The sequence below is a fragment of the Pseudomonas sp. PS01301 genome, from assembly GCF_029960215.1.
GTDB lineage: Bacteria > Pseudomonadota > Gammaproteobacteria > Pseudomonadales > Pseudomonadaceae > Aquipseudomonas > Aquipseudomonas coleopterorum.
Genome location: NZ_JASCPM010000038.1, coordinates 1 through 26460, shown reverse-complemented (window position 1 = coordinate 26460; position 26460 = coordinate 1). Strand labels below are relative to the sequence as shown.

The 26460-nt window shown below is 62.5% G+C and carries 20 protein-coding genes; 12 read left to right on the top strand and 8 right to left on the bottom strand.

What is annotated here, in order from left to right; translation table 11 throughout:
• Window positions 1-200: 200 nt before the first annotated feature.
• Complete coding sequence (locus QMX89_RS17625) at window positions 201-4931, bottom strand: DUF6543 domain-containing protein (RefSeq protein ID WP_282349202.1); 4731 nt, start codon at window positions 4929-4931, stop codon at window positions 201-203.
• A 218-nt stretch (window positions 4932-5149) separates the two neighbouring features.
• Here QMX89_RS17625 and QMX89_RS17620 point away from each other — a divergent pair, with 218 nt between their 5' ends.
• Window positions 5150-6733: a peptide chain release factor 3 gene (locus tag QMX89_RS17620; protein WP_049861804.1), complete on the top strand. Its 1584-nt coding sequence runs from the start codon at window positions 5150-5152 to the stop codon at window positions 6731-6733.
• A 14-nt stretch (window positions 6734-6747) separates the two neighbouring features.
• Here QMX89_RS17620 and QMX89_RS17615 read toward each other — a convergent pair whose 3' ends face one another.
• A complete protein-coding gene (locus QMX89_RS17615; RefSeq protein ID WP_282349201.1) occupies window positions 6748-7821 on the bottom strand; it encodes a polyamine ABC transporter substrate-binding protein in 1074 nt (357 codons plus the stop codon).
• 159 nt (window positions 7822-7980) lie between these two features.
• Here QMX89_RS17615 and QMX89_RS17610 point away from each other — a divergent pair, with 159 nt between their 5' ends.
• Together QMX89_RS17610 and QMX89_RS17605 are read left to right on the top strand one after the other, a co-directional pair.
• Window positions 7981-9087 (top strand): polysaccharide deacetylase family protein, encoded by a 1107-nt coding sequence (locus QMX89_RS17610; protein ID WP_282349200.1) that lies wholly within the window; start codon window positions 7981-7983, stop codon window positions 9085-9087.
• 353 nt (window positions 9088-9440) lie between these two features.
• Entirely contained in the window at window positions 9441-10835 is a 1395-nt protein-coding gene (locus tag QMX89_RS17605; RefSeq protein WP_049861807.1) for a PhoH family protein, read from the top strand.
• 56 nt (window positions 10836-10891) lie between these two features.
• Here QMX89_RS17605 and QMX89_RS17600 read toward each other — a convergent pair whose 3' ends face one another.
• From QMX89_RS17600 to QMX89_RS17585, 4 genes are all read right to left on the bottom strand, one after another.
• On the bottom strand, window positions 10892-11617 hold the full coding sequence (locus tag QMX89_RS17600; protein WP_282349199.1) for a molecular chaperone: 726 nt from the start codon (window positions 11615-11617) through the stop codon (window positions 10892-10894).
• 9 nt (window positions 11618-11626) lie between these two features.
• Window positions 11627-12814 (bottom strand): hypothetical protein, encoded by a 1188-nt coding sequence (locus tag QMX89_RS17595; protein WP_282349198.1) that lies wholly within the window; start codon window positions 12812-12814, stop codon window positions 11627-11629.
• The gene (locus tag QMX89_RS17590) at window positions 12811-15330 is read right to left on the bottom strand and encodes a TcfC E-set like domain-containing protein (RefSeq protein WP_282349197.1); all 2520 of its coding nucleotides are present in this window, start codon (window positions 15328-15330) and stop codon (window positions 12811-12813) included. The genes QMX89_RS17595 and QMX89_RS17590 overlap by 4 nt, the downstream gene beginning before the upstream one ends.
• An 85-nt stretch (window positions 15331-15415) precedes the next feature.
• Window positions 15416-15898, bottom strand: a complete 483-nt coding sequence (locus tag QMX89_RS17585; protein WP_282349196.1) for a CS1 type fimbrial major subunit — start codon at window positions 15896-15898, stop codon at window positions 15416-15418.
• Between the two features lie 233 nt (window positions 15899-16131).
• On the opposite strand from QMX89_RS17585, the gene moaC reads away from it, so the two are divergent.
• Genes moaC through moaE form a run of 3 tightly spaced genes read left to right on the top strand, consistent with a single transcriptional unit; the run spans window position 16132 to window position 17296 of the window.
• Window positions 16132-16605 carry a cyclic pyranopterin monophosphate synthase MoaC gene (gene moaC, locus QMX89_RS17580; RefSeq protein ID WP_282349195.1) on the top strand — a complete coding sequence of 158 codons (474 nt, stop codon included), beginning with the start codon at window positions 16132-16134 and terminating at the stop codon, window positions 16603-16605.
• Window positions 16602-16844 (top strand): MoaD/ThiS family protein, encoded by a 243-nt coding sequence (locus QMX89_RS17575; protein ID WP_049861813.1) that lies wholly within the window; start codon window positions 16602-16604, stop codon window positions 16842-16844. The genes moaC and QMX89_RS17575 overlap by 4 nt, the downstream gene beginning before the upstream one ends.
• 2 nt (window positions 16845-16846) lie before the next feature.
• The gene (gene moaE, locus QMX89_RS17570; protein WP_049861814.1) at window positions 16847-17296 is read left to right on the top strand and encodes a molybdopterin synthase catalytic subunit MoaE; all 450 of its coding nucleotides are present in this window, start codon (window positions 16847-16849) and stop codon (window positions 17294-17296) included.
• Between the two features lie 162 nt (window positions 17297-17458).
• Here moaE and rhlB read toward each other — a convergent pair whose 3' ends face one another.
• Window positions 17459-18895: an ATP-dependent RNA helicase RhlB gene (rhlB, locus tag QMX89_RS17565; RefSeq protein ID WP_282349194.1), complete on the bottom strand. Its 1437-nt coding sequence runs from the start codon at window positions 18893-18895 to the stop codon at window positions 17459-17461.
• Window positions 18896-19105: 210 nt separating this feature from the next.
• Window positions 19106-19762: an alpha/beta fold hydrolase gene (locus QMX89_RS17560; protein WP_282349193.1), complete on the bottom strand. Its 657-nt coding sequence runs from the start codon at window positions 19760-19762 to the stop codon at window positions 19106-19108.
• 466 nt (window positions 19763-20228) lie between these two features.
• On the opposite strand from QMX89_RS17560, the gene QMX89_RS17555 reads away from it, so the two are divergent.
• From QMX89_RS17555 to QMX89_RS17530, 6 genes are all read left to right on the top strand, one after another.
• Window positions 20229-21257, top strand: coding sequence for an amino acid ABC transporter substrate-binding protein (locus tag QMX89_RS17555; protein ID WP_049861817.1), 1029 nt, complete (start codon window positions 20229-20231; stop codon window positions 21255-21257).
• A 64-nt stretch (window positions 21258-21321) separates the two neighbouring features.
• Window positions 21322-22503, top strand: coding sequence for an amino acid ABC transporter permease (locus QMX89_RS17550; protein WP_282349192.1), 1182 nt, complete (start codon window positions 21322-21324; stop codon window positions 22501-22503).
• A gap of 10 nt (window positions 22504-22513) precedes the next feature.
• Window positions 22514-23611, top strand: a complete 1098-nt coding sequence (locus QMX89_RS17545; RefSeq protein ID WP_090356317.1) for an amino acid ABC transporter permease — start codon at window positions 22514-22516, stop codon at window positions 23609-23611.
• Window positions 23612-23621: 10 nt separating this feature from the next.
• Window positions 23622-24386 carry an amino acid ABC transporter ATP-binding protein gene (locus tag QMX89_RS17540; protein WP_056844941.1) on the top strand — a complete coding sequence of 255 codons (765 nt, stop codon included), beginning with the start codon at window positions 23622-23624 and terminating at the stop codon, window positions 24384-24386.
• Window positions 24387-24831: 445 nt separating this feature from the next.
• A complete protein-coding gene (locus QMX89_RS17535) occupies window positions 24832-26055 on the top strand; it encodes a CynX/NimT family MFS transporter (protein ID WP_282349191.1) in 1224 nt (407 codons plus the stop codon).
• 30 nt (window positions 26056-26085) lie between these two features.
• Complete coding sequence (locus QMX89_RS17530; RefSeq protein WP_049861822.1) at window positions 26086-26361, top strand: GIY-YIG nuclease family protein; 276 nt, start codon at window positions 26086-26088, stop codon at window positions 26359-26361.
• Window positions 26362-26460 lie beyond the last annotated feature (99 nt).

The window sequence follows — 26460 nt, the reverse complement described above, 5'->3', positions numbered from 1 at the left end:
CTTGCGCCGCGGCTACAGGGGGTTGCGGTGCCTGTAGCAACGGCGCGAGCCGCGTCGGCGTTGAATGCGACCTGTCTGAGTCACCGCAGTGCGGCCTTCGCGGGCAGAGCCCGCTCCCACACGGGATTGCGCTGCCTTCGCGGGTAGAGCCCGCTTCCACAGGGGATTGGGGTGGCTGTGTAGCAGCGGCGCGAGCCGCGTCAGGGGGTTGTGCGATTTCCCAGGCGATAGATCAACAGCGTCACCGAATCGGCATTCTTCAACAGAATCTGCGCGCGAATGTCCGCGTCGGTCTGGAACCGCCGACGTGCATCGTCCAGATCGGGCGAGCCTGCCAGACGCAGGATCAGAGCGCGCCCTTTGCGGTCCTCGTTGCGGATATCGCGCACCTGTCCGGTAGCGCCATCGCGGACGACGAACAACTGGCGCGCAGGCGTGAGATGGGAGAACGACACGTCGTGCTGACGCACCAGCCATGCTCGTCTTACGCCCGGGCGCAAGCGATCGGTATAGGGCGTCGCCGCTTCGATGTAGCGGATGTCCCGGGTGTCGCAGGCGATATGGCTGAACTCATGCAACAGGATCATCGCCTTGCTCACGGCGTCGGTTTGCGTTGAGGTGTAGGACGGTTTGAGGGGCAACAGGCGAGCCGTTTCGAAATCGAAGAAATCGTCCATCAGAAACACCTGTCCCTGTGGGTCCTGTACAGACACGAAGGCAATACCCACCGAGGATTGCTCGCTCAGGCGGCTTGCCATGACGTAGCGTTTCGAACTCGTCGGCGAGTAGGCGCGCGACGCCATGACCCGGGCCAGTTTCTCCAGCACTTCCTGAACGCGTTCGATCAATAGGGCCGTGACCTGGGCGACACCGAAGAAGTGCTTGAACACTTTCAAGGTATGGGCGTCTGCGCTGCCGACGGTCCGCGCTGTTCGCAGGCTGACCAGCGCATTGCCCAGATAACCCAAGGCATCGCGATGGGCTCGGTAGAGGATGTCGGCACGGTGCGGACGCAATCGGCGGATCTGCTGGCAGCCCACGGCATGAATGATGATCTCGTTACGGCTCAGCGACCAGCGGACCAGGCGACTGCCCAGGCTGCTGGGCACTCCACCTGCGCTGATGGCGAGGTCCTGATCGGGATCGATGACCCACGTTTGCTCGGCGTCCAGCAGCACCCTGGGGCCAAGGTCATCATCAGGCTGCCCGGCCAGGTACCATCGATCCTGCTCCTGACGAGTGCGATAGACCTTGCCGTTGAGGCTGAGGAAGTGGGTCTGGTCGCCGGCGTTCAGGTAAGTGCGCGTTGGCGGCTGAAACGTCAATGAGCGCAGGGTCTCGGTGGGCGCCTCGTAGCGCGTAAGCGCAAGGCCGTACTCCGGAGCGCTGTGCACGGTTTGCCAGAAGTACTCACGCGCGCTGCCCTGAAGCGCAGGCTGCGCCATTCCCTGACTGATCGCCAGCCCCTGCACCAGGGCGCAGGTCAACTGCGCCAAGGTTTGCCCCCAGCTGTTTTGCGGCACGTTCTGGGCGATGTCCAACAGCGCCAGCTCGGTTTGCCAGGCGGCTACGGCCAGCCCGACCTTGCCCGGCAGGAACATGCTCAGCTGCTCCCAAGCCAGGCTCAACACATTGACCAACGCTTGCCAGCGCACCTGTTCTGCGGTGACCCATTGCGTGGCGGCAAGGGCTTGCAGATACAGACCGTTCTCCACGAACAGGTAGCGCAGCGCGTTACCGGCGATAGGGTTGCAGGCCAATGCCGGGCCTGTCCGGGTGCTCTGCGTCAGATTGAAGTCGTTGTCCCCGGTGCGGCCCAGATGCGGCTCGCGGAAGCCGCCATGGGCATAGCGCGGCCGCAGGTTTTCCGGCATGCGCGCGAGCAGTCGCGTCTGCAGGGTCGGATCGGCGGCGAGGGCCGTGAGCAAGGCGGTGCCACTGTCGAAAGCTTGGAAGGTGTACGTGGCTTCATAAGGCAAGTAGAGCACCAGCGGCCCCTCTTCACCGGCCCTGAACAGATAGCAACCGGGCACCGTGTCCGGTTTCATTCCCGGCTTGGCAATCAACTGCAGCGCGGTCACCAACACGGGTTGGCCGTTGAGTGGCTGTCGCACAGTGGGGTCGGGCATGCAGGCCACGCGAGTGATCAGCTCGACCGCCTGCAGGGGCAGGGTTTGCTGGAGCCGAGTTCGCCAGGCGCATTCCAGCAGCTGCCCCGGGAGCTGGCGGGCGTACAGCGTCAGTCGTCGAGAATAATCGAGGTCCGTAGGGTCGAAGGTCTGCTTGAGCAGCGCCTGGTAGTGCGCGCCCACATCGGCCTCTCGTACCAATCGGCGGCAGTAGTCGGCGTCCAGCACGGCGGGCGCCACATGCCCTTCACCCAGCTCGATGCGGGTGACGGCGGCGTCCCAGTCCCGGTAGTGGTTCAAGGCGTATTCGATCAGGGTTTGCCGTCGCACGATCGAAGCTGCAGGAATGCCGGACGGAATTTCTCCCGACGCTACCGGGGCCGGCACGTATCGGGCTGTGGTGATGAAGATCGCCTTGGGGTTGAAACGATCGTGCGTGAAGTCCTGGTTCAGCCGGCGTTGCAGCACGCCGTGTGTGTAAGTGCCGATATCGGGAACACCAAACAGATAGTCGTCTTCGGCCGGGCTCGCCAGCAGGTTCAACCCCAGTGCGCGCAGGTAGTGCTGCTGATCTTCGACGGCCGCCTGCTGCAACCAGACGGGCAGGGCCGCCTTTGCCACCAAGCCGCGGGCCATGTCTTGCAGGCGATACAGCTGTTGCTGCAGGCTGTCCACGGTCATGGCTTCGCGTAGCAGGTCGGGCAAGGATTCAGCGGGCCAGTCCTGGTTGCGCAGTTGATCATAGGCTTGCAGCGCGGTTCGTTGCCGGTCCTCGCTGTCCAGGCTGTTCAAGGTGTTCAGTGCATCGCCCGGCAGGGCGGTCCAGTTGCTCAGCCCAGGGCTCAGTTCGGCCGGCCGTGGCGACCATTGCGTGGCGTTGCGATGCGCGGCCTCGAGAGACTCGAACAGTTGAAAGCCCACCTCACGCGACCAGATCACAACGGCCCCGCTGGCATCAGTGGACTGGCTCAACATCAGCGCGTCGGCATTGGCGTGCGCGGGGTGACCGGTCTTGTGCTGCCACACCTGTACCGGGTCGCCGCGCAGCAACGCTTCCACCAGCGGCGAGGCGACTGATCGACTCCGCTTGAACAGTGCCCATTCGACGCCGAACAGCGAGCGCCGCAACGAACGTTGATAGGCCTGCCCAGTGGCTTCACGATGGCCCAAGGCGATTTTCAGTTCGCGGTACAGGCTGCGCTGTGCTTGCCCGGTGATGTGCTCGATCAGCAAGCTCGGTATCTGCTGCAGCACCTGACGTGAGCCTTCGGCTACCACCGTACCGACCTGCCAGCTAGTGCCAGCAGCAAGGGGCTCGTTTGTCCAGAGGCTATCGACCCAAGGCGTCGCCGCAGCGGACCGATTGCGGTCGCTGAGGTACAGCGAGCGGGCGGGTGGTCCGTTTGGCAGAATGCTCGCCAGTTGCAACTCCAGGGCTTGAAGCGCGGCCCAGCGCAAGTCGGGACCGCGTTCGAGGTAGCTGGCGTAGTGGATGTGCAGTTCGGTCAGCGCGCTCACCCTGCGCTGTGGCTGCTGCAGGTCATCTTGCGCCGCACCGGTGAGTTGCATCAGGCTGACCAGGCTGTCGCGTGGGTCAGCGGCGAAGGGCGGGGCCAGCCTTTGCAGGCTCGGGGCCAGCCGCTGATGCAGGGCCAGGGCTTGCTCGCAGTGCGTATGCATATCTCGCGTGGCAGCAGCCGGCGAGCTGTCCGAGAACACCGAGTGCTGTACTTGAAGCAGGCGTCGGGTGTAGCTGTGCAAACCCCCTGAGGAGTCAGGCTCGGGTACCAGTTCGATGCCGGTGATGGGCAGTGCCTTGAAGGCCGGCTGTTGTGCGTTCGGCACGCAGGAGAGCCACCGAGCACGCTGCTCCAGATCGGTGAGCGCTGCCAGGAGTGCTGAACGGTCGGCGTAATGCACCAGCCCCATTGCGGCGTTGAAGAAGTACGCAGCCGCGGTGCTGTCACCGGTCAGTACCAGGCTGTTTGTCAAAGGCTGCTGGCGACCTTCGGCAGTCGATCCTTGCAGGATGAAGCAGGAAAGAGGTGATGGCTGTACCTGGCCCTGAAGCCAGGCCCAGAGCCGATCATGCTCGCCGGCAGGCAGCGTGCCGTCCCATTGCAAACGGGTAAGCTCGGTGATCAGTTGCGTACGCAACTGGTGGGTCAGCTGTTCGGCAGGCAGCGCTGGCTGGTCGGCTCCCTCGCGCCAGTAGTGGGCGAGCCGGTTGGCCATGACGGCGGCGGATCCGCGGGTCACCTGCTCATCGGGAATGGGCTGATCCAGCAACAACTGACGCAACCCGCGCAACTGCTCGCTCAGTCGATGCTGGATGTCCAGCATCAGGGTATCGAACACTGAACCCTCCATGAGCGTGACCTGTACCTCGTCGAGCCCGTCGAGGTGCAGCTGTCGATTTTCCTCCAGCGTGTGCAGGTAGCTCAGCGCCACATCGCCATCGGGGCCCGTCAAACGGTCAAGCAGGTGGCGCTTCAGGTGGCGTCGGTCGTCGAACAGCTGCAAGCCGCTGATCGGGTGGTAATGCGCCACCCATGGCTGCTGGCTCGTACTGATCATCATGCTCAAGGGCAATTCGACGGCATGCCCTTGCGCGGTGATCACGCTCAAGCCATCCACGCGTACTTCGTCGTGTGCCTGGTGATCGCGCTCGGGCTGGGCAAGCTGGCGCAGCCATTGCGCCGCTTCAGGCGTCAGGAGTGGGTGGGATACAGCGTTCAGATGGCGCAGGAAGCGCTGTTCCAGCGCGCGGCTGTGAAACCAGGGCAGTGGTAGGGTCGTCATTGGCAGCTCCGGGGGGCAAGAGGCACCGCTGCGGGCTTCAAGGAATCGAGCCCTGCGATGGGGGCACCACGTTGCCTGGGGTGCGCAGCTGCGCGGTGGTAGATATCGCACGGCCAAGGCAGAGCCTGGGTAAATGCCATGGCGCACGCAGTGGCCCCCACCGTTGGAACTGGGCTATAATCCGCGCCCATTTTCTATCCCTCGCCAGGCGATCCCCCATGACTCAACAGGCCGCCGAAGTCGCGAAACGCCGCACTTTTGCCATCATTTCCCACCCGGATGCGGGTAAGACGACCATCACCGAAAAGCTCTTGCTGATGGGCAAGGCGATCGCCGTGGCCGGTACGGTCAAGTCGCGCAAGTCCGACCGTCACGCGACCTCCGACTGGATGGAAATGGAGAAGCAGCGCGGGATTTCCATCACCACCTCGGTGATGCAGTTCCCCTATCGCGAGCACATGGTCAACCTGCTCGACACCCCTGGTCACGAAGACTTCTCGGAAGACACCTACCGCACCCTGACGGCGGTGGACTCGGCGCTGATGGTGCTCGATGGCGGTAAAGGCGTCGAGCCGCGCACCATTGCTCTGATGGATGTCTGCCGCCTGCGCGACACGCCGATCGTCAGCTTCATCAACAAGCTGGACCGCGACATTCGCGATCCGATCGAGCTGCTCGACGAGATCGAAGCGGTGCTCAAGATCAAGGCCGCGCCGATCACCTGGCCGATAGGCTGCTACCGCGACTTCAAGGGTGTCTACCACCTGGCGGGTGACTACATCATCGTTTACACGCCGGGCCATGGCCATGAGCGTACCGATGTGAAGATCATCGAGAAGCTGGACTCCGACGAGGCCCGTGCGCACCTGGGTGACGAGTACGACCGCTTCGTCGAGCAACTGGAACTGGTGCAGGGCGCTTGCCACGAATTCAACCAGGACGAGTTCCTGACCGGCCAGCTGACGCCGGTGTTCTTCGGTACGGCGCTGGGCAACTTCGGCGTCGACCATGTGCTCGATGCCGTCGTGGACTGGGCACCGCGCCCCCTGCCGCGGGTGGCGAACGAGCGGACCGTGGAACCGGTGGAAGAGAAATTCTCCGGCTTCGTGTTCAAGATCCAGGCGAACATGGACCCCAAGCACCGCGACCGGATCGCTTTCATGCGCATCTGTTCGGGCCGCTACGAGAAGGGGATGAAGATGCGCCATGTGCGCACCGGCAAGGACCTGCGCATCGGCGATGCCCTGACGTTCTTCTCCTCCGAGCGCGAGCAGCTCGAAGAAGCGTTCGCCGGCGACATCATCGGCCTGCATAACCACGGCACCATCCAGATCGGCGACACCTTCAGCGAGGGTGAAAGCCTGGGCTTTACCGGTATCCCGCACTTCGCCCCGGAGCTGTTCCGCCGGGTGCGGCTCAAGGATCCGCTCAAGTCCAAGCAGTTGCGCCAGGGGCTGCAGCAGTTGGCCGAGGAAGGTGCCACCCAGGTGTTCTTCCCCGAGCGCAGCAACGACATCATTCTCGGCGCGGTCGGCGTGCTGCAGTTCGACGTGGTCGCCAGCCGCCTGAAAGAGGAATACAAGGTGGAATGCGCCTACGAGCCGATCACCGTGTGGTCCGCCCGCTGGATCGAGTGTGCCGACAAGAAGAAACTCGAGGAATTCAGCAACAAGGCCGCTGAGAACCTGGCCCTGGACGGCGGTGGGCACCTGACCTACCTGGCGCCGACGCGAGTCAATCTGGCGCTGATGGAAGAACGCTGGCCGGACGTGAAATTCCGCGCCACTCGCGAGCATCACTGATCCAAGCCAGGGCCTCAGTGACGGATCTGGTTCCAGATTCGGGTGCGCAGCTGTTCGATGTCGGCCCGCATTGGCTGTAGCAGGAACAGCTTGCTCATCACCTCGGCGCTGGGGTAGATCCGCAGATCGCCCTTGATCGCAGGGTCGACCCATTCATCGGCGCCTTCGTTGCCATTGGCGTAGTGCACGCTGTTGGTGATGTTGGCCATGACCTTGGGGTCCAGCAGGTAGTTGAGAAAGGTGTACGCCGCGTCTTCGTCCGGAGCGTCGGCGGGGATGGCGACCATGTCGAACCACATGGTCGAGCCCTCCCGCGGCAAGGTGAACTCGATCTCGACGCCCTGGCCGGCCTGTCTGGCCTGGGTCTGCGCCTGCAGGATATCGCCGGAAAAGCCGACCACGGCGCACAGCTTGCCTTCGGCCAATTGATGGCTGTACTCCACCGAATCGAAATAGCGTACGTAGGGCTTGATGCTCAGCAGCAGCGCGCGCGCCTTGTCGTAGTCGGCCGGATTCTGGCTGTGCGAGGGCAGTCCCAGATAGTTGAGGGCCATGGGCAACAATTCGGGGCCGATGTCGAGGAAGGCGACTCCGCACTTCTTCAGGCGCGCAATGTTTTCCGGCTTGAACACCAGATCCCAGGAATCCACCGGCGCATCGTCGCCGAGAGCGGCCTTGACCTGCTGCACGTTGTAGCCGATGCCGCTGAAGCCCCAAAGGTAGGGGAAGCCGTAACGATTGCCGGGGTCGTTGATCTCCAGGGCGCGCAGCAGGACAGGGTTCAGGTACTTCCAGTTGGGTAGACGGCTGCGGTCCAGTGGCTCGAGATTGCCGGCGCTGATATGCCGATTCATGAAGTGGTTGGACGGAAAGATCACGTCGTACTTTGCGGGTGATTCGCGCAGGCGTTTTTCCAGGGTTTCGTTGCTGTCGAAAACGGCATACTGGGTGTCGATGCCGGTCTGGCGCTTGAAGTTGGACAGGGTGTCGGGGGCCATGTAATCGGGCCAGTTGAAGATGCTGACCTTGCCGGCGGCGAACGCCGTGGGCGTGGCCAGCATCAGCACGGCGAGGGCCAAGCGAAGCATAGGGTGATTCCTGAACCGCCGTTGATTGCCTACTGTAATCACAGAAACGAGGTGGGGGAAGGCCCGCGCGCACCACCACGCTACGCGCCGCGGCATGACAGCGGTATAGTGCCCGCGCACCCTTCATCGAGGAGATCGCCGTTGCGTTGGGTATCAAGGATGCTGGCCGCTCTGTTCTGCGCCGCTCAGGCCGCCGTCGCCGCGCCGCCGGTGGCGACCCTGGAGCGCAGTCACTGGCCCGAGCGCATCGACTCGCCGGTGCTGTTCGATGTCGCCTCGCGCGCGCAGATACTGCTGTTCGCCCGTTCGTTGCTGGCCAGTGAAAGCCAGGACGAAGCACAGCTGACCGCACGTCTGGGCCTGCGCCAGATCAACCTGCTGGCGATCGACGACTTGCGCCAGCGACTCTGGCAGCGGCTCTGGGCCAATTTCGATCTGGCGCAGCAAAGCTGCGAGCAGGACGCCTCGTTCTGCTATGCCATCGACAGCGAAAGCGATCTGCGCACCCAGGCGGCCGATCTGGGTATCGCGCCCGAGTCCTTCTATTCCGGGTTTGCCGTGCCGGGCCAGGTGTTCAGCGAGGCCTATCTCAACGAATTGTTGCGCCTGGCCGCCGTATCGCCGCAGACCACCAGTGAAGTGCAACTGGTGTCGGAACAGGAATTCGATGGCAATGACTTTGCCGACCGCACCTTCCTGCTGACCTTCGACGGCGGCCCCAGCCCGGTCGATGGCGCCACCGATGCGCTGACCGGCTACCTGCGTGCGCAGGATCTGAGCGCTACGTTCTTCGTCCCAGGCCAGAGCCTGCAGGCGCGCGCCGACAAGACCTCGGTGGCCCAATTGCAGGCGCTGTATGCCGGGCAGTGCGTGGCGACCCTGGGCTGGCAGTACGTTTCCCATGGACAATGGGACAAATGGCAGGACTCGATACTGCGCAGCATCGCTCTGCTGCAGAGCGATCTGCCCGACAGCTACGTGGCCTGGTTCCGCCCGCCGTACGGTCAGCGCCGCGTCGACAGCGGTGGGTTCTTCGCTGGCGCGGGTCTGAAAGTGGCGCTGTGGAACATCGATTCGATGGACGACGACAGCCGCCTGACCGCTCAGCAGGCCGGCGAGCGCACGCTCAGCCTGATGCTGCTGTGGCGACGGGGGATCGTGGTGTTTCATGACAGCCTGGCCAAGGCTCAGACTGCGGTGCCCTGGCTGATGCGCGAAACCGCCCAGACCGACATCCAATGGCAAGCCTGCGCCGACGTTCAGTGAACAAAAGCGTTAAACGTCAGGTTTTACGGGGCTTTGGCAGGTTTTTTGCGAAATTTACCGGTCTGATGACGGGCGGGTCAACTTCGGACTCTAACGGCGTGCGTTGCAGCCGCCAAGCGTTATTCGCACTACGGAAAAATAAACTTCAAAAAAACCGTAAAGTGCTTTTTTCCTTCATGGGTTTTGCGGTATTACGAAGACAGACCGCCGAACCCTGCATCACAGGTGGCGTCTTCCAGAGACACTCCACCTGTGCGCAGGTCCTGCTCCTTGATGTGGGAATCCGGCGGCCTTTTCGCGGCGCAGCACCGTCCAGGTATTGCGTTGTCAGGCTCCCAAAAAGGTGACCGAGTATGGATGAACAAGGACGCAGCACCTCTTCCGATCAGCCAATCCTTTATGTGCTCGATACCAACGTACTGATCCACGATCCGAACGCCCTGCTGAACTTCGAAGAACACCACGTCGCCATTCCCATGACCGTCCTGGAGGAACTGGACAAACTCAAGGATGGCAAGCAGACCGTCGCTGCCGAGTGTCGGCAGGCCATCCGTCTGATCGACAAGACCCTGGGCGATGCCTCGCCTTCAGTGGTCGAGTCCGGCGTGCCGATCATGCGCGTCAATGGCAGCACCAAAGGCTTTCTGTCCATCCTGATGGATAAGCGTCCCGAACCTTCGAACCTGTTGCCGCAGAACCTCAACGACAACATCATCATCAACCAGCTGATCGACCTGCACACACGCAACCCCGACCTGAGCGTGATTCTGGTCACCAAAGACATCAACATGCGCCTCAAGGCGCGCGCCTGCGGCATTGCCGCCGAGGACTACAGTACCGACCAGCTGGTCGACGACGTGTCGCTGCTTTCTCGCGGCTATCACAACGTGCCCGGATCGTTCTGGGACCGCGTAAGCAAGGTCGAGACCCGTCAGGACCACGGCCGCACCTGGCACCGCGTGCAGTTGAGCGAGCTGCTGCCGTCAGTGCACATGAACGAATTCATCATCGACGAGCAGGGTTTCGTTGGCTGGATCAAGGGCATCAAGGACGACGAGTTGATGATCCTGGACCTGCATCAGGAGCCCTTGCTGCACCAGGAAGCCTGGGGTCTGAAGCCGCGCGACATCTATCAGGCGCTGGCCCTGTTCGCCCTGCTGGACCCGGACATCCATCTGGTCAACCTGTCCGGTGCGGCGGGTTCGGGCAAGACCATTCTGGCCCTGGCTGCCGCCATCGAGCAGACCATGGTGACCAAGCGCTACCGGCGCATCATCGCCACCCGCAGCGTGCAGGGGCTGGACCAGGAGATCGGCTTCCTGCCCGGTACCGAAGCGGAAAAAATGGAGCCCTGGCTGGGCGCCATCACCGACAACCTCGAAGCCCTGCACATGGAGGATGAAAACACCCACGGCAGCGTCGACTACATCCTGAGCAAGGTGCCGTTGCAGTTCAAATCCCTCAACTACATCCGAGGCCGCAGTTTCCAGCAAAGCCTGATCCTGATCGACGAGTGCCAGAACCTGACGCCGCACCAGATGAAAACCATCATCACCCGTGCCGGCGCCGGTTCCAAAGTGATCTGCCTAGGCAACCTGGCGCAGATCGACACCCCCTACCTGTCGGCGCCCAGCTCGGGGCTGACCTACCTGACGGAGCGTTTCAAGGATTTCCCGCAGGGCGTGCACATCACGCTGCAGGGTGTACCGCGGTCGATTCTGGCCGAGTATGCCGAATCCCATCTCTGATCTGACCACTGGCCGGTGGGCGCGAACAGGCTTCGCGCGCACCGCCGGATGGCCGGTCAGCCGTTGAAATCGAACGCCCGCTGCTGCGTGCCTTCTTCCAGTACGAAGCGATAATTGCGACCGGGCTTGCGCTCGAACTCAAGGCTTTTGGTCGGCCGCACATGGTGTTTGGTGGGCGGCGCGCAGTCGTTGCCGTTCAGATCACAGTCGTTGAAGTGGTCGAGCACGATCGTCGAGTTACCCTTGTTCGGAATGATGAAGCGTTTGGGCTCGTGCACCACCTCGGTGGCGTACTGGGGTTGCGCAGGCCTGACGAACACCACTGCGCCGTACCCCGCCAGGATGTTCACGCCGGCCTTGAGCGATGCGTCGTACTGTTCGGCTTCCTCGGATGTCAGCCCGAAGCCATCGTTGACCTCCGGCAGTACGGGTATGAAACGCAAGCGGTAATAGCGTTCCTTGTCGCGTTCGCCGCGGAACAGCAAACGCACCTGCTGCATGCCATTGGCCGGAACGATCAGCCGCGCCGGGCTCGCCACCAGGCTGCGCTGGTCCGAGGGCTGACCGTCCATGGCGACCTCGGTGACGGTGCCGTCGGCGGCATACACCAATTCGGCGACCATGACCTTGACGAAGGCGGTGCTGTCACCGCCGTTGTAGATACGTTTGAGGGCGGTGCTGCGGCCGCCGTCGAGGTATTCATACAGCGCGCCGATGCTCAGCTCGGGCGCAGCCTGGGCTGGAAGGATCATCAAGGACAGTAGGTAGATAAGGTATTTCATGATGGACCCTCATGGGTTGGCGTCGAAAACGACGGTGATGTTTCCGCGGTATTGGGCACCGGGGTAGGAGAGCATTCGGCTGACTGCGGCTTTGCCGATGTTCAGGTGCAGGGTGCCGGGCTGGTTGGCGGCAGTGCCAGAAGGCGTAATCAGCTTGGCGTTGGCGACGCGCGATTGCAGTACGAGGTGGTCAACGGGTTGACCGCTGCTGGTGAATGGCCCCGGCAAGCTGAGCGTCACATCGACCTCCACGGCATGGGAGCCAATTGCTCCACCCACCGGCGCGATGATGCGACAGCGCGGTGTATTGGGGTATTGGCACTCCAGATAGACGGAGAAGGTACTGCCCGCCCATACCCGCAATGGCAGATCCTTGAACAAGCGCTCGGGCACTACTTTGTGATTGTTGTAGTCGTACCAGCCTCTGGGTGGGACCAGGGCCACTTCGGTACCGGCTGCAGGCATGTCCACGCGGATGTCGTGTTTGATCGTCAGTTGTACCCGCACCGTAATGGAGTCTGCGCTGTTGCCGTATGTCTCGCCGAAATCGAACTCGGCCCCCGGCCCGACGCGCTGGGTGACCACGCCTTCCCAGAGGCCGGGGCTCAAGGTTTCGGGTTTGGGAAACTCGGGAAAGAAGGTCATGCCCAGTTCGCTGACATAAGACTGCTCGACCGCCGCAACGGCAGTCGGTGGGCTGTAGCAGGCGCCTGCAGGTATGGTCCACAGATGGCGAGTATGGTCGCTGCCGTTGTAATGGGCGCCCAGGCTCTGGCAGCCGTTGACACCGGCGACGGCATAGCTCATCACCCGATGAGTGGCATGGCTTGCGCGTTGGCTGATGTACTGAGGGCGCAGAGTGGCCTGGGCGGTCTCATGAGTGGCCTGGTTGGTCAATTGGAGTGTCATCACCCTCGGCGCCCGTACATAGATCATTTCTCGCTCGTTGGTGGTCTCCAGGTTGATGGATTTGTAGTAGCTGAGCGGCAGGTTGACCGACCAGGTATTCCAGCAAAAGCTGCCTGAAGCGAAAACACTGCAGAAATGTGCCCTGGGGGTCGTGTTGATAAAAACCCCATTTCTGAGCTCTGCGGTAATCACCGCCTCCGAACCACGGGCGACGTTGCTGGCCAGAAACAGCACGGCCAGACACAGCGCGGCCAGCACAGGGTTTGCGAACAGGATCAGGCGCCTCATCCGGCGTCTCCTTCACGGTTGAGGCCGGCGCCTGCCAGCGTGTCGGGGCTGCACTGCTGGTCACCGACCAACAGCACTTCGTTTTCGCGGCGTGCATGGCGCTCATCCAGCTTGATGAAGCACAGCCTGCCGCCACGCTGGCGGACCTCCAGAGTGGGCGTGGACTCGCTCATTTCCACGGCAAAGAATCCGTCGGGCTCGGTCAGGCTGCGACTGGCATGGTTGATCACCAGCGCTCCCTTGATCGGTGCGCCGCGTACGTCCAGCAGGCGCCCCAGCACGGTGACCGTACGCATGATGCGCACCTGGTGATAATCGACCCCGCCTCGATTGAGGTGGTAACTGAACCCGGCGGGCTGAATCACCGCCGCGTGGGCGTCCAGGCCCTGGAAATCGAACTGCACCTGGCCTGGACGATAGGCATTGACCGGAATCACGTTGCGGCCCGGTTTGAGCTGGGCGCTGGGGCCTTGCAGGTTGTCGGCGCGCAGGGTGAGGTCGTCCAGGTCGGAAATCACATCGACGATCATGCTGGCGTCGTAGGCTTGCACATCACCGCTCATGGCCGCTTTGCCGCCACCCACGGCCACGGTGCTTTCCAGGTTCAGCCCGCCGCTGAGGGTGTTGTCGTAGGACGAGTTCTGCATATGAACGTCGCCATACACGGCGCGGTTCTGGAATTGCATGTTGCCTGCCAGCCCGGCGCCGTAGCGGTCGGCGCTCAGGGTGGTGGAAACGTTGCGCAAGGTGTGGTGGTCCAGCGCTTGCTGATAGGTCAGCGACAGGTTCTGGTCGCGGGTGCCATCGCGCGCGGTGCGCGAGCCGAGCGTGCCGGAGAAGCGCCGGCCGTCGTCGCCCAGGCTCATGCTCAATGTGAAGTTGATGCCACGGTTGCGCTGGTTGTCGGTGCCGGGGTTGCCTGGTCGATCGAATACCGAGGTGCGCCAGTTGGCCAGCGAGCCCAGCAAGCTGCCATGGTAGGTCAGACCCAGGTCCACCGAGGTGCCGCCATACAGGCCATTGGTTTGCGAAACACGGCTGGTGGTACTGATGCGGCGGTCCAGACGGTGCAGCCACGACAGCGATGTCTGCGTGACTTCCTGGCCCGGTGCGCGCACAAGCTCGCCACGCAGGCGTGGGTATTGCTGCCAGGTCTGGCTGCGGCTGAGCACCAGGTTGCCGGCTGGGTAGTTCCATAACGCCTGCAGGTCGTAGCCATGGCCGTGCTCGTCGGTCTGGAACACATTGGCGTACAGCTTGAGGGTGTCCAGCGCGTCCCAGTCGGCGGAAACGCCATACTGGTTGAAGCCCCTGACGTGCTGCAGCGAGCCGCCAAGTACCAGTCGCGAGTGGGCCAGGTAGTTGAACAAGGCCCCGGCGGTCATGCTGGTATCGTCATCATCTTCCCAGTTGGACAGCCAGGTGGTGCGTTGGCCCATGTAAAGGTTGTAGCGCCAAGGCTCGTCGGGATTGCTCCAGTTGGACGGCTTGTAGATGAATTCCTCCGTGCTGGCGGTGACCTGACCATCTTCGATCAAGCGTACTTCCACGTCATAGATGCCGCCGGGCAGCACCTTGGTGTCGATTGCCTGCAAGCCCGGTTGGACCGGTTGGCTATTGATCAGCGCACCGTTGCGATAGATCTCCACCACGCCGGGCCGGTTCGGCGTGACGTAGATCGGCGTGGCGCTGGGATTGGCGCTGTTTACCGCCAGGCTGTCGCTGCTGCCATACATGATGCCCAGCGCCGTGTCCGGGCTGTCGCCGAGCAGGCGCGGCTGGCGCATCAGCCCCTGGGCATCGGGCATGAAGTAGCCCAGGCGGTAGAAATGACCCTGCTCCAGGCGCTCGGCGTACAGTTGGTCGACGCGGTGCCGGGTGCGCTGTTGGGTGTCGCTGGAGCGGTCCACCTGAAGCTGCCCCAGGGTGGTCCATTGGCCGACGCTGCCTTGGGCTTGCAATGCATAGCGGCCGGTCTGGTCGGCTTCATTGCCGGAGATGTTCAGTTGGTTGCGCAGAATGACGCCGTGACTGCCTTGCGCGGGAAGCGCGTGGTAGCGCTCCTCTTCGCTGAGACGCTCGACGGTACGGGTCAGAATGGAAAGCTGTGAATTGCTCAGGCTGTAATGCAGCGCCAGCAAGTCATTGGTGCAGTCTCGGGCGCAGTTGCCCAGCGGTTGTGGGTCGCTCAGGTACTCGCTCCAGCGTTGCCGTTGCGCGTCGGGTTCCTGGCTGTCTTCGCTGCCGGTGAATTCGATCAGTTGCACCTTTTCATCACGGCTGAGCATGACCAGTGCTTCGCCCAGCAGGCGCCCATCCAGGTCCACGCGTACTGCCAGAGGAACATCGAAGAAGTGGTCGTTGAATTCGCGCGGCAAGCCTTCGGCCTGGCTCAACACGCCCAAGGGGTTAAAGGAAGCGGGTGTGTCGGCGGATGCCGTGGTCGGCAACGTCGCCAGGCACAGCATGCCCGCCGCCAAACGTTCTCTGAAGACCGATGTGGCGGTTCTCGTCATGGGTATCACACAGGCAAATGCCGCCCGGTCGAGCGCACAGGCGCGCCGCCGGGAGGCAGGGTTCAGCTCAGAAGCGGAAGCGCGATCACTTTGGATCTGGAGTTTCGAACACGAGGTTGACCAAGCCCTGATAGTTACCCGGTACATAGCCGGTCGTGGGCTTGGCGCCTGCGGTGACCAGGAAGTCGACCACGCTACCGGCAGCGGCGTCGGCGGCAGTGGTCACGATTTCCGATTTGGTGCTGAGCACCTGGCTGCCGATCTTGACGTTCAGCGCGATCGTGTTGGCACCGCTGGTCATCGCTGGCGAGTTGAGCAGCTTGGCTTTGATGGCGCCACTGCTGCTTTTGACCGAGAGCTGCTTGCGGATCGGCTCCAGGGTCCCGTCCACTGGCTTGAAGCTCATGTTCTGCGGGTCGTTCATCCAGTTGCCGCCCAGCGGTTCGACGAAGAACTTGTCGGTTGGGATGGTGGCGGTGACGGTCAAGACGTGGTCGATACGCTGGTCGGCCCAGGCCGAGCCGGTCATCAGCAGGGCCAGGGGCAATGCGAGCAAGCGAGATTTCATCAGGGGGTTTCTCCTTTGGGTGATGGGGCGCCTGCGGCGGTCCACACTGGGGGGCGCGTGGATCACGGCAGGCGGGACGATTATCGAAGGCTCGATGGCTGCGCAAAGTCATCCAAATCCCAAAGAATCTGCGAATTTTCCGAGGAGGAGCGCCTGGCCTTGTGCAGGAAACAGGCATCGGGTTTACACTCGAGCCCTTCATACTCAGGTTCATATCCAGGAGCTGTCTTTCCGTGCTGACTCATCTCGATTCTCAAGGCCGCGCCCATATGGTCGACGTGACCGACAAGGCGGTGACCTTTCGCGAGGCCGTGGCCCAGGCGCGCATTCGCATGCTGCCGCAGACCCTGCGCATGATCGTCGACGGTGAGCACCCCAAAGGCGATGTCTTCGCGGTAGCGCGCATTGCTGGCATCCAGGCGGCGAAAAAGACCAGCGATCTGATTCCTCTGTGTCACCCGCTGATGCTGACCGGCGTCAAGGTCGAGCTGGCAGCCGATGGCGAGGACAGCGTCTTGATCCACGCCCGCTGCAAGCTGACCGGCCAGACCGGCGTGGAAATGGAAGCCCTGACGGCGGCCAGCGTGGCTGCGCTGACGGTTTACGACATGTGCAAGGCGGTGGATCGCGGCATGGTCATTGAAACGGTGCGCCTGCTGGAGAAGCTGGGCGGCAAGAGTGGCCATTTCCAGGCGGATGCATCATGAACTGCAAGGTGCTGTATTTCGCCCGCTATCGCGAATTGCTGGGGGTGGGTGAGGAAGTGGTAGAGGGTGAGTTCGCCAATGTCGAGACGCTGCGTGAATTCCTCATCCTGCGCGGCGATCGCGAAGTGCTCGGTGAAAAGGGCCTGATGTGCGCCCGCAACCAGGAGATGTGTGGGTTGAACGAGCCGCTGCTCGACGGCGATGAAGTGGCATTCTTTCCAACCGTTACCGGAGGCTGAGCATGGGCGTTCGCGTGCAGCACGAACCTTTCGACCCCGGTGCCGAGCTCAACGCTTTGCATCAGACCAATACCGGGGTGGGCGCCGTGGTGGGTTTCGTTGGCTACGTGCGCGATTTCAATGACGGGCTCGAAGTGCGCGGGATGTTGCTGGAGCACTACCCTGGGATGACGGAAAAGGCTCTGGAGAAGATCGTTGTCGAGGCGGCGCAGCGCTGGCCGCTGCTGAAACTGGAGATCCTGCACCGTGTCGGTGCGCTGGAACCGGGTGAGCCGATCGTGTTCGTCGGTGTGGCCAGCGCCCATCGTCAGGCGGCGTTTCAGGCCTGTGATTTCGTCATGGACTATCTCAAGACCCGCGCGCCGTTCTGGAAAAAGGAGAACACCGAGGATGGCCCGCGCTGGGTGCAGGGGCGAGAAAGCGACGAGCAGGCGGCCCAGCGCTGGGAGTGATCTGAAGGTCGGTGGCGGCCTTTTCGCGGGCAAAGCCCGCTCCCACAAGAGATCGGTGCTGTGGAGCAGGTGTACCGCGATGAGGCCTTCGCGGGCAGAGCCCGCTCCCACAAAAGGACGGCGCGGTGAGGCCTTCGCGGCCACGGACCGCTCCTACAGGGATTAGCTGTGCTTGCGCACTACCGGTTTGAGCAGCTCGGCTGATGGCATTTCGAAGTTGATCTTGCGGCCCAGCAGCGCTTCGATCGAAGGCAGTTGGTAGGAGTCGTCTTCGCCTGCGAAGCTGATCGACACGCCACTGGTGCCGGCCCGCCCCGTACGACCGATGCGGTGAACGTAGTCATCCGGCACTTCGGGCAGGGTGAAATTGATCACATGGCTGATGCCATCGATATGGATGCCACGGCCTGCCACATCGGTGGCCACCAGCACGCGGATCTTGCCTTCGCGAAACCCCTCCAGCGTCTTGATGCGCTTGTGTTGCGGCACATCGCCGGACAGCTGCGCGGCATTCACACCGTCGCGCACCAGGCGCTCTTCGATCCGGCGCACTTCGTCCTTGCGGTTGGCAAACACGATGACGCGCTCCCAATCGTTACCGGTGACCAGGTTGTACAGCAGCGTGTACTTGTCGCTGCCGGCGACGGCGTATACGTGTTGCTCGACGGTTTCGCTGGCGACGTTCTCAGGTTCGATCTCGACGATGGCCGGGTCGGTGGTCCACTGCTGGGCCAGGTTCATCACGTCTTCGGTGAAGGTGGCCGAGAACAGCAGGGTCTGGCGCTCCTGCTTGGGCGGGGTCTGGCGAATGATCTGACGCACCTGGGGGATGAAGCCCATGTCGAGCATGCGGTCGGCTTCATCGAGCACCATCACTTCGACCATGTCCAGGTGTACTTCGCCGCGCTGGTTGAAGTCCAGCAGGCGACCGGGGGTGGCGACCAGGATGTCGCAGTGACGGGCTTCGAGCTGCTTGAGCTGCTTGTCGAAGTCCATGCCGCCGACGAAGGTCATTACGTTCAGGCCGGTGTACTTGGTCAGGCCTGCGGCATCCTTGGCGATCTGCACCACCAGCTCGCGGGTGGGCGCGATGATCAGCGCGCGCGGCTCCCCCATGAAGCGCTCCTTGGGCGCAGGCGTCTGCTGCAACTGGGAGATGATCGACACGAGGAAGGCGGCGGTCTTGCCGGTGCCGGTCTGGGCACGGCCGATGGCGTCGCGGCCCTTGAGGGTGTAACCCAGCACCTGCGCCTGGATCGGCGTGCAATAGGGGAAACCGAGGTCGTGGATGGCGTGCATCAGCTCGTCGGTGAGCGCGAAGTCGTGGAAGCGGGTCTTGCCTTCCTGCGGGGCGACCTGAAAGTCGGCGCGGTTCCAGGCCGGTGCCACAGGCTTGGGTGGGCGAGGGCGGCGGGGCGTTTCGACGATGATGGGTGCAGCGGCTGCTGCCGGTTCAGGGCTGGCGGCCGGTGCAACCGCCGCAGTGGTCGGCGGGGTCGATTCTTCAGTGTCGACGGGTAGCGCGCGGGTGGCGCCAGTGTCGGCAGCAAGCGGCTGTGCGTCGCTCTTGCCAAACATCTTCTTGAGTGCTTTGAGCACGGGCTTCTCATCGATTGGTTAAGGAATGTGCGTCAGGCAGTGTAATGCAAGAATCGCGCACGACGGTAGAAGAGTGCTGGATGTGGGAAAGGCGGGTGAAGGGTGTACCGATGTATGGCAGATACACCAGGGCGCCTGGTTCGCGGCCAATGACCACTCCTACGAGGGATGTGTAGGAGCGGTCATTGGCCGTGAATGGCCTGCCTGGGGTCAGTGCAACCGCTGCGCCAACCAGTCGCCGATATCGGCGATCTCTTGCGGTAACACTTGGTGACCCATGGGGTATTCCCGCCACGCTGCGTCCACGCCCCAGCCTTTGAGGTGTTCGTAGGCACTGCGGCCCATGGCATTGATCACCACCTCGTCGTTCTGCCCATGCAGGCAGAGTGCCGGGGTGCGCTGCTGGCTCGCGGCCAGCTCGATCTTCTCGTCGAAGGTCGGCGCATAGGTCGACAGCGCCAGCACCCCACCCAACGGTCCTGTCCAAGTGATGTAGGCCGTGTGCAGGACCACCGCGCCGCCTTGGGAAAACCCGGCGATGAAGATTCGCTCCGGCGCGATCCCGCTCGCCTGCTGCTCCTCTATCAGGCCGCAAAGCATCTGCGCAGACGCTTCCAGCTGACCCTGGTCAATCGCCCGTGCCGGACTCATGGCAATGATGTTGTACCAACTGGGCATGGCGTAGCCGCCGTTGATGGTGACCGCGCGGGTCGGCGCCTGGGGCAGTACGAAGCGCGTGCTGTGCAGGCGTTGCTGCAGGGCTTCTGCTACCGGCAGGAAGTCATATCTATCCGCGCCCAGACCATGCAGCCAGATGACACAGGCGTCGGCGGTGTGGTTCGGTTCGATGATCAAGGGATCAGTCATGGTTGCTCCGTTGTGGGGCGCCCGCTCTGTTTGAGTGCAGTGCGACGGGGCGCGATGGTGCGATCTCTGAAGAAGATGTCGCAAGGCTACAAGTTTTTCTATTGACGTGCACTTAAACGCTTTCGGTAACCACTATGGTACGGCGCTTGCTATGTAACTGGCGTAATACCAGCATCCTCATCGGCGGTAACACTATACGGCCCTCCGGAACTGACGCAGAGCAGTCCACCCGGGTTATGGAAATCCGTCGATGATCGCGAAAGACGCCGCAGGGCACTGCGTCGGACCTTGCGGGGAGCGGGGGCAAGCGTTGCATATCCCGGTCGCGCCATCTGGCCACTCGGGTTCATCACTTGTATTGCGATTGATGCTTGACCCAACAACTAGCCGACACGGGTCGATACCGCCTCATTTAGGTGCAGCGCAATTCAAGCTCGGACACAACAAGAGCAACTGGAGGTTTTGAATGAAGATGTTGAAATCCACCCTGGCTGTACTGACCGCTGCGACCGTTCTGGGCGTGAGCAGCTTCGCTCAGGCGGGTGCCACTCTGGACGCCATCCAGAAGAAAGGTTTCGTACAGTGCGGCGTCTCCGACGGCCTGCCGGGTTTCTCCGTTCCTGATGCTTCGGGCAAGATCGTTGGTATCGACGCCGACGTCTGCCGTGCCGTCGCTGCCGCCGTGTTCGGCGACGCCACCAAGGTCAAGTTCAGCCAGCTGAACGCCAAGGAGCGTTTCACCGCGTTGCAGTCCGGTGAAATCGACATCCTGTCGCGCAACACCACCTGGACCAGCTCCCGCGATGCGGGCATGGGCATGGTCTTCGCCGGCGTGACCTACTACGACGGCATCGGCTTCCTGGTGAACAACAAGCTGGGCGTGAAGAGCGCCAAGGAACTGGACGGTGCAACCATCTGCATCCAGGCCGGTACCACCACCGAACTGAACGTGTCCGACTACTTCCGCGGCAATGGCCTGAAGTACACCCCAATCACATTCGACACTTCCGACGAAAGCGCCAAGTCCCTGGAAGGCGGCCGTTGCGACGTACTGACCTCCGACAAGTCGCAGCTGTTCGCCCAGCGCAGCAAGCTGGCCGCACCGAACGACTACATCGTGCTGCCGGAAACCATTTCCAAGGAGCCTCTGGGCCCAGTGGTACGCCGTGGCGACGAAGACTGGCTGGCAATCGTCAAGTGGACCCTGTTCGCTCAGCTCAACGCCGAAGAAGCGGGCGTGACCTCGAAGAACGTCGAAGCCGAAGCCAAGTCGACCAAGAACCCCGACGTGGCTCGTCTGCTGGGCGCCGATGGCGAATACGGCAAGGACCTGAAACTGCCGAAAGACTGGGTGGTACAGATCGTCAAGCAGGTCGGCAACTACGGTGAAATGTTCGAGCGCAACCTGGGCGCGAACACCCCGCTGAAGATCGACCGTGGCCAGAACGCTCTGTGGAACGCTGGCGGTATCCAGTACGCACCACCTGTACGCTGATCGGCCCTGCGCCTGACGGCACGTTGCCGTCAGGCGCTGTTCTCCCTCTCCTCTGGGGCTTTCCATGCAAAATCAAATCGGCGCACCCAAGCAGGGCCTGTCCCTGACTGATCCACGTGTGCGTGCGTGGCTTTTCCAGATCATCACCATTGTGGCGGTGGTCGGTATGGGCTGGTTTCTGTTCAACAATACACAGACCAACCTGCAACACCGGGGCATCACTTCCGGCTTCGACTTTCTTGAACGCAGTGCCGGCTTCGGCATTGCCCAACACCTGATCGACTACACCGAATCGGACAGCTACGCGCGCGTGTTCGTGATCGGCCTGCTCAACACCCTGCTGGTGTCGATCATCGGCATCATCCTGGCAACCCTGCTGGGTTTCGTGATCGGTGTGGCTCGGCTGTCGCCCAACTTCATGATCAACAAGCTGGCGACGATCTATATCGAGGTGTTCCGCAATATCCCGCCGCTGCTGCAGATCCTGTTCTGGTACTTCGCGGTGTTTCTGACGCTGCCTGGGCCGCGCGCCGCCCATGGCTTCATGGACAGCTTCTACGTCAGCAGCCGCGGCCTGAACATGCCGGCTGCCCTTGCTGCACCGGGCTTCTGGCCGTTCGTGATCAGCGTCATCCTGGCCATCGTCGGCATCGTGCTGATGTCCAAATGGGCCACCAAGCGCTTCGAAGCCACCGGCGAGCCGTTCCACAAGTTCTGGGTGGGCCTGGCGATCCTGATCGTCGTGCCGGCCCTGTGCTCGCTGATCTTCGGCGCTCCTGTGCATTGGGAAAAACCCGAGCTCAAGGGCTTCAACTTCGTCGGTGGCTGGGTATTGATCCCGGAACTGCTGGCCCTGACCCTGGCCCTGACCGTGTACACCGCGGCGTTCATCGCCGAGATCGTGCGTTCGGGCATCAAGTCGGTGAACCACGGCCAGACCGAAGCGGCGCATTCCCTGGGGCTGCGCAACGGCCCGACCCTGCGCAAGGTGATCATCCCGCAGGCCCTGCGCGTGATCATTCCGCCACTGACCAGCCAATACTTGAACCTGGCGAAGAACTCGTCGCTGGCTGCCGGTATCGGTTACCCGGAAATGGTTTCGCTGTTCGCCGGTACCGTGCTCAACCAGACGGGGCAGGCGATCGAAGTCATTGCCATCACCATGAGCGTGTACCTGGCGATCAGTATCAGCATTTCCCTGCTGATGAACTGGTACAACAAGCGCATTGCGCTGATCGAACGGTGAGGATGAGCGCATGACGACCCATATTTTCAAACCCGACCAGCCACCACCGAGCAAAGTGTTCGGCCCGGTCGCGTGGATGCGCCAGAACCTGTTTTCCAGCTGGCTCAACACCTTGCTGACGCTGTTATCGCTGTACCTGATCTGGCTGATCGTACCGCCGTTGTTGAGCTGGTCGATCTTCGACGCGAACTGGGTCGGCACCACCCGTGCCGACTGCACCAAGGAAGGCGCCTGCTGGGTGTTCATCCAGCAACGTTTCGGACAGTTCATGTATGGCTACTACCCGCCCGAGCTGCGCTGGCGCGTCGACCTGACCGTCTGGCTGGCGGTTCTGGGTGTGGCGCCGCTGTTCATCTCGCGGTTCAAGCGCAAGGCGGTCTACGGCATCGGTTTCCTGGTGCTGTACCCGATCATCGCCTACTTCCTGCTGCACGGCGGGGCGTTCGGCATGCCTAACGTGGCCACCAGCCAGTGGGGCGGTCTGATGCTGACCCTGGTGATCGCCACTGTCGGCATCGCCGGTGCCTTGCCGTTGGGGATTCTGCTGGCCCTGGGCCGTCGCTCGAAAATGCCGGCGGTGAAGGTGGTCTGCGTCACCTTCATCGAGTTCTGGCGCGGTGTGCCCTTGATCACCGTGCTGTTCATGTCCTCGGTGATGCTGCCGCTGTTCCTGCCTGAGGGCATGAACTTCGACAAGCTGCTGCGTGCGCTGATCGGCGTGATCCTGTTCCAGTCGGCCTATGTCGCCGAGGTGGTGCGCGGTGGTATGCAGGCCATTCCCAAGGGGCAGTACGAGGCGGCTTCGGCCATGGCGCTGGGCTACTGGCGCAGCATGGGTCTGGTGATCCTGCCGCAGGCCCTGAAGATGGTCATTCCGGGCATCGTCAACACCTTCATTGCATTGTTCAAGGACACCAGCCTGGTGATCATCATCGGCCTGTTCGACCTGCTCAACAGCGTCAAGCAGGCGGCAGCCGACCCGGCGTGGCTGGGCATGGCGACCGAGGGCTACGTGTTCGCGGCCCTGGTGTTCTGGATCTTCTGTTTCGGTATGTCCCGCTACTCCATGCACCTGGAGCGCAAGCTGGACACTGGCCACAAGCGTTAGGAGCTTAATCATGAGTGAAGCGATCAAGAAACCGGCCGGCGCTCCGGGCATTATCCAGATGCAAGGCGTGAACAAGTGGTACGGCCAGTTCCACGTGCTCAAGGACATCAACCTGAACGTGACCCAAGGCGAGCGTATCGTGTTGTGCGGGCCTTCGGGTTCGGGCAAGTCGACCACCATTCGTTGCCTGAATCGTCTGGAAGAGCATCAGCAGGGCACCATCATCGTCGACGGGGTGGAGCTGACCAATGATCTCAAGCAGATCGAAACGGTACGTCGCGAAGTGGGCATGGTGTTTCAGCACTTCAATCTGTTTCCACACCTGACCATTCTGCAGAATTGCACGCTGGCGCCGATGTGGGTGCGCAAGATGCCCAAGCGCCAGGCCGAGGAAATCGCCATGCATTACCTGGAGCGCGTACGCATTCCGGAGCAGGCGCACAAGTTTCCCGGTCAGTTGTCCGGTGGTCAGCAGCAGCGTGTGGCCATTGCGCGGGCGCTGTGCATGAAGCCCAAGATCATGCTGTTCGACGAACCGACTTCGGCGCTCGACCCGGAAATGGTCAAGGAAGTGCTCGACACCATGATCGGCCTGGCCGAAGACGGCATGACCATGCTCTGCGTGACCCACGAAATGGGCTTTGCCCGCACCGTGGCGAACCGGGTGATCTTCATGGACAAGGGGGAGATCGTCGAGCAGGCCGCGCCGAACGACTTCTTCGACAACCCGCAGAGTGACCGGACGCGGATGTTCTTGAGTCAGATCCTGCACTGATCACTGTTTGCAGCAAACGAAAAGCCCGGGCCTGTGCCCGGGTTTTTTCGTCTCAGGTCTGCTGCACCGCGGCGCCTGCTTCGCGGGCAGAGCCCGCTCCCACAGGTGGTCCGCGCCTGTTGTGAGGTCCTGTTGTGGAGCCCTGTTGTGGGAGCGGGCTCTGCCCGCGAAGGGCGCGCTGCGGGGTGAAGGGCACACTGCCAGCCAGGCATTTGCCCTTGCTGACATACCCCCTCCCACAGGGGATCCGCGCCTGTTATGGGGCCCAGTTGTGGGAGCGGGCTCTGCCCGCGAAGGGCGCGCCGCGGTCTGAAGGACACACTGCTAGCCAGGCATTTGCCATTGCTGGCAATAGGCTCTACGCTTCTTCGTTCAAAGCCGTATCCAAGAGACCACCAGGCATTCTCGTCCTGGCAATGGTCCGCACTTTCGTTTCTGGACTTTTATGCCTACTGCCAACTGTACCCCTTCGAGTCGCGATATCGTCACGCCGCTGCATAAACCCTGGTTGCTGATCCTTGGTCTGGTGCTGGTGGCGCTCAACCTGCGTCCGGCTCTGTCGAGCATGGCGCCGTTGCTTGCGCAGGTCTCTGCCAGCCTCGGCCTGAGCGGCTCGACGGCCGGTCTGCTGACCACGCTCCCGGTTCTGTGCCTGGGCCTTTTCGCGCCGCTGGCGCCTTTGCTGGCTCGCCGCTTCGACAGCGAGCGCGTGGTCCTTGGCGTGTTGCTCGTGCTGGCGGCCGGTATCGCTTTGCGCAGTCAGTTGGGCATCTGGGGCTTGTTCATCGGCAGCCTGGTGGCCGGTGGCAGTATCGGGATCATCGGTGTGCTGCTGCCTGGCATCGTCAAGCGCGACTTCGCCCGACAGGCCGGCACGATGACCGGCGTCTACACCATGGCGTTATGCCTGGGAGCGGCATTGGCGGCCGGTTCCAGCGTTCCGCTGAGCCAGTATTTCGATGACAGCTGGCGCATCGGCCTGGCGTTCTGGATGGTGCCGGCGTTGCTGGCTGCGGTGTTCTGGTGGCCGCAGACGCGACAGAAGCATGGTGTGCAGCGCGCTCGCTATCGTGTCAGTGGGCTGTTTCGTGATCCGTTGGCGTGGCAGGTCACGCTGTTCATGGGGCTGCAGTCCTCGCTGGCATATATCGTCTTCGGCTGGTTGCCGTCGATCCTGATCGGGCGCGGTTTATCGGCTGCGGAAGCGGGTCTGGTCATGTCATTCTCGATCATCGTGCAGTTGCCCAGCGCGTTGACCGTGCCATGGCTGGCCACCCGCGGCCGTGACCAGCGCCTGCCGATTCTCGCGGTAATGGCGCTGAGCCTGGCTGGGTTGTTCGGCCTGCTTTACGCACCGCTGGGCGGGATGTGGGGCTGGGCGATTGTGCTGGGGTTGGGCCAGGGCGGGGTGTTCGCGCTGGCACTGACCTTGATCGTACTGCGCTCGCGCGATGCCCATGTGGCGGCCAATCTATCGAGCATGGCTCAGGGCGTGGGCTACACCATCGCGTCGATGGGGCCCTTTGCGGTCGGCCTGGTGCACGACATGACGGGTGGGTGGGGCGCAGTGGGTTGGGTGTTCGCCGTCATCGGCGTCGCGGCCACGGCCGCCGGCATGGGTGCAGGGCGTACGCTGCATGTAGGTGCGGTGGCGACTAAGGTGGAGTGATTTTGCTTGCTCACAGACGCTGCTGAATCGATGACCGCTATCGCGCCACCCAAGCCTTGGTACGTCTACCTGGTGCGCGCGGCGAATGGCTCGCTTTACTGCGGCATCAGTGACGATCCGCAGCGCCGTTTCGCCAAGCACCAGAGTGGGAAGGGCGCGCGGTTTTTCCTGTCCAGCCCGGCAGTGGCGTTGGTGTACGTGGAAGCATGGCCAAGCAAAAGCGAAGCCTTGCGCCACGAACGGCTGATCAAGCGCCTGCGCAAGCCCGCCAAGGAACACCTCGTAGCCACATTCACCCCCCTGTAGCAGCGGCGCAAGCCGCGTCCGGCTTCATCGCGTTCATTCAGGCACACCGCATGCACCGCCGACGCGGCGTGCGCCCCCGCGACAGAGATGGCGGACCCC

Bases quoted from the DNA above. Each gene is read 5' to 3' on its own strand.
- QMX89_RS17620 (WP_049861804.1), top strand. From the start codon at position 5,150: ATGACTCAACAGGCCGCCGAAGTCGCGAAACGCCGCACTTTTGCCATC.
- QMX89_RS17585 (WP_282349196.1), bottom strand. From the start codon at position 15,898: ATGAAATCTCGCTTGCTCGCATTGCCCCTGGCCCTGCTGATGACCGGC.
- QMX89_RS17560 (WP_282349193.1), bottom strand. From the start codon at position 19,762: ATGACTGATCCCTTGATCATCGAACCGAACCACACCGCCGACGCCTGT.
- QMX89_RS17610 (WP_282349200.1), top strand. From the start codon at position 7,981: ATGCTGGCCGCTCTGTTCTGCGCCGCTCAGGCCGCCGTCGCCGCGCCG.
- QMX89_RS17605 (WP_049861807.1), top strand. From the start codon at position 9,441: ATGGATGAACAAGGACGCAGCACCTCTTCCGATCAGCCAATCCTTTAT.
- QMX89_RS17590 (WP_282349197.1), bottom strand. From the start codon at position 15,330: ATGACGAGAACCGCCACATCGGTCTTCAGAGAACGTTTGGCGGCGGGC.
- QMX89_RS17575 (WP_049861813.1), top strand. From the start codon at position 16,602: ATGAACTGCAAGGTGCTGTATTTCGCCCGCTATCGCGAATTGCTGGGG.
- QMX89_RS17600 (WP_282349199.1), bottom strand. From the start codon at position 11,617: ATGAAATACCTTATCTACCTACTGTCCTTGATGATCCTTCCAGCCCAG.
- QMX89_RS17550 (WP_282349192.1), top strand. From the start codon at position 21,322: ATGCAAAATCAAATCGGCGCACCCAAGCAGGGCCTGTCCCTGACTGAT.
- moaE (WP_049861814.1), top strand. From the start codon at position 16,847: ATGGGCGTTCGCGTGCAGCACGAACCTTTCGACCCCGGTGCCGAGCTC.
- QMX89_RS17540 (WP_056844941.1), top strand. From the start codon at position 23,622: ATGAGTGAAGCGATCAAGAAACCGGCCGGCGCTCCGGGCATTATCCAG.
- QMX89_RS17555 (WP_049861817.1), top strand. From the start codon at position 20,229: ATGAAGATGTTGAAATCCACCCTGGCTGTACTGACCGCTGCGACCGTT.
- QMX89_RS17535 (WP_282349191.1), top strand. From the start codon at position 24,832: ATGCCTACTGCCAACTGTACCCCTTCGAGTCGCGATATCGTCACGCCG.
- QMX89_RS17595 (WP_282349198.1), bottom strand. From the start codon at position 12,814: ATGAGGCGCCTGATCCTGTTCGCAAACCCTGTGCTGGCCGCGCTGTGT.
- QMX89_RS17615 (WP_282349201.1), bottom strand. From the start codon at position 7,821: ATGCTTCGCTTGGCCCTCGCCGTGCTGATGCTGGCCACGCCCACGGCG.
- QMX89_RS17530 (WP_049861822.1), top strand. From the start codon at position 26,086: ATGACCGCTATCGCGCCACCCAAGCCTTGGTACGTCTACCTGGTGCGC.
- QMX89_RS17545 (WP_090356317.1), top strand. From the start codon at position 22,514: ATGACGACCCATATTTTCAAACCCGACCAGCCACCACCGAGCAAAGTG.
- QMX89_RS17625 (WP_282349202.1), bottom strand. From the start codon at position 4,931: ATGACGACCCTACCACTGCCCTGGTTTCACAGCCGCGCGCTGGAACAG.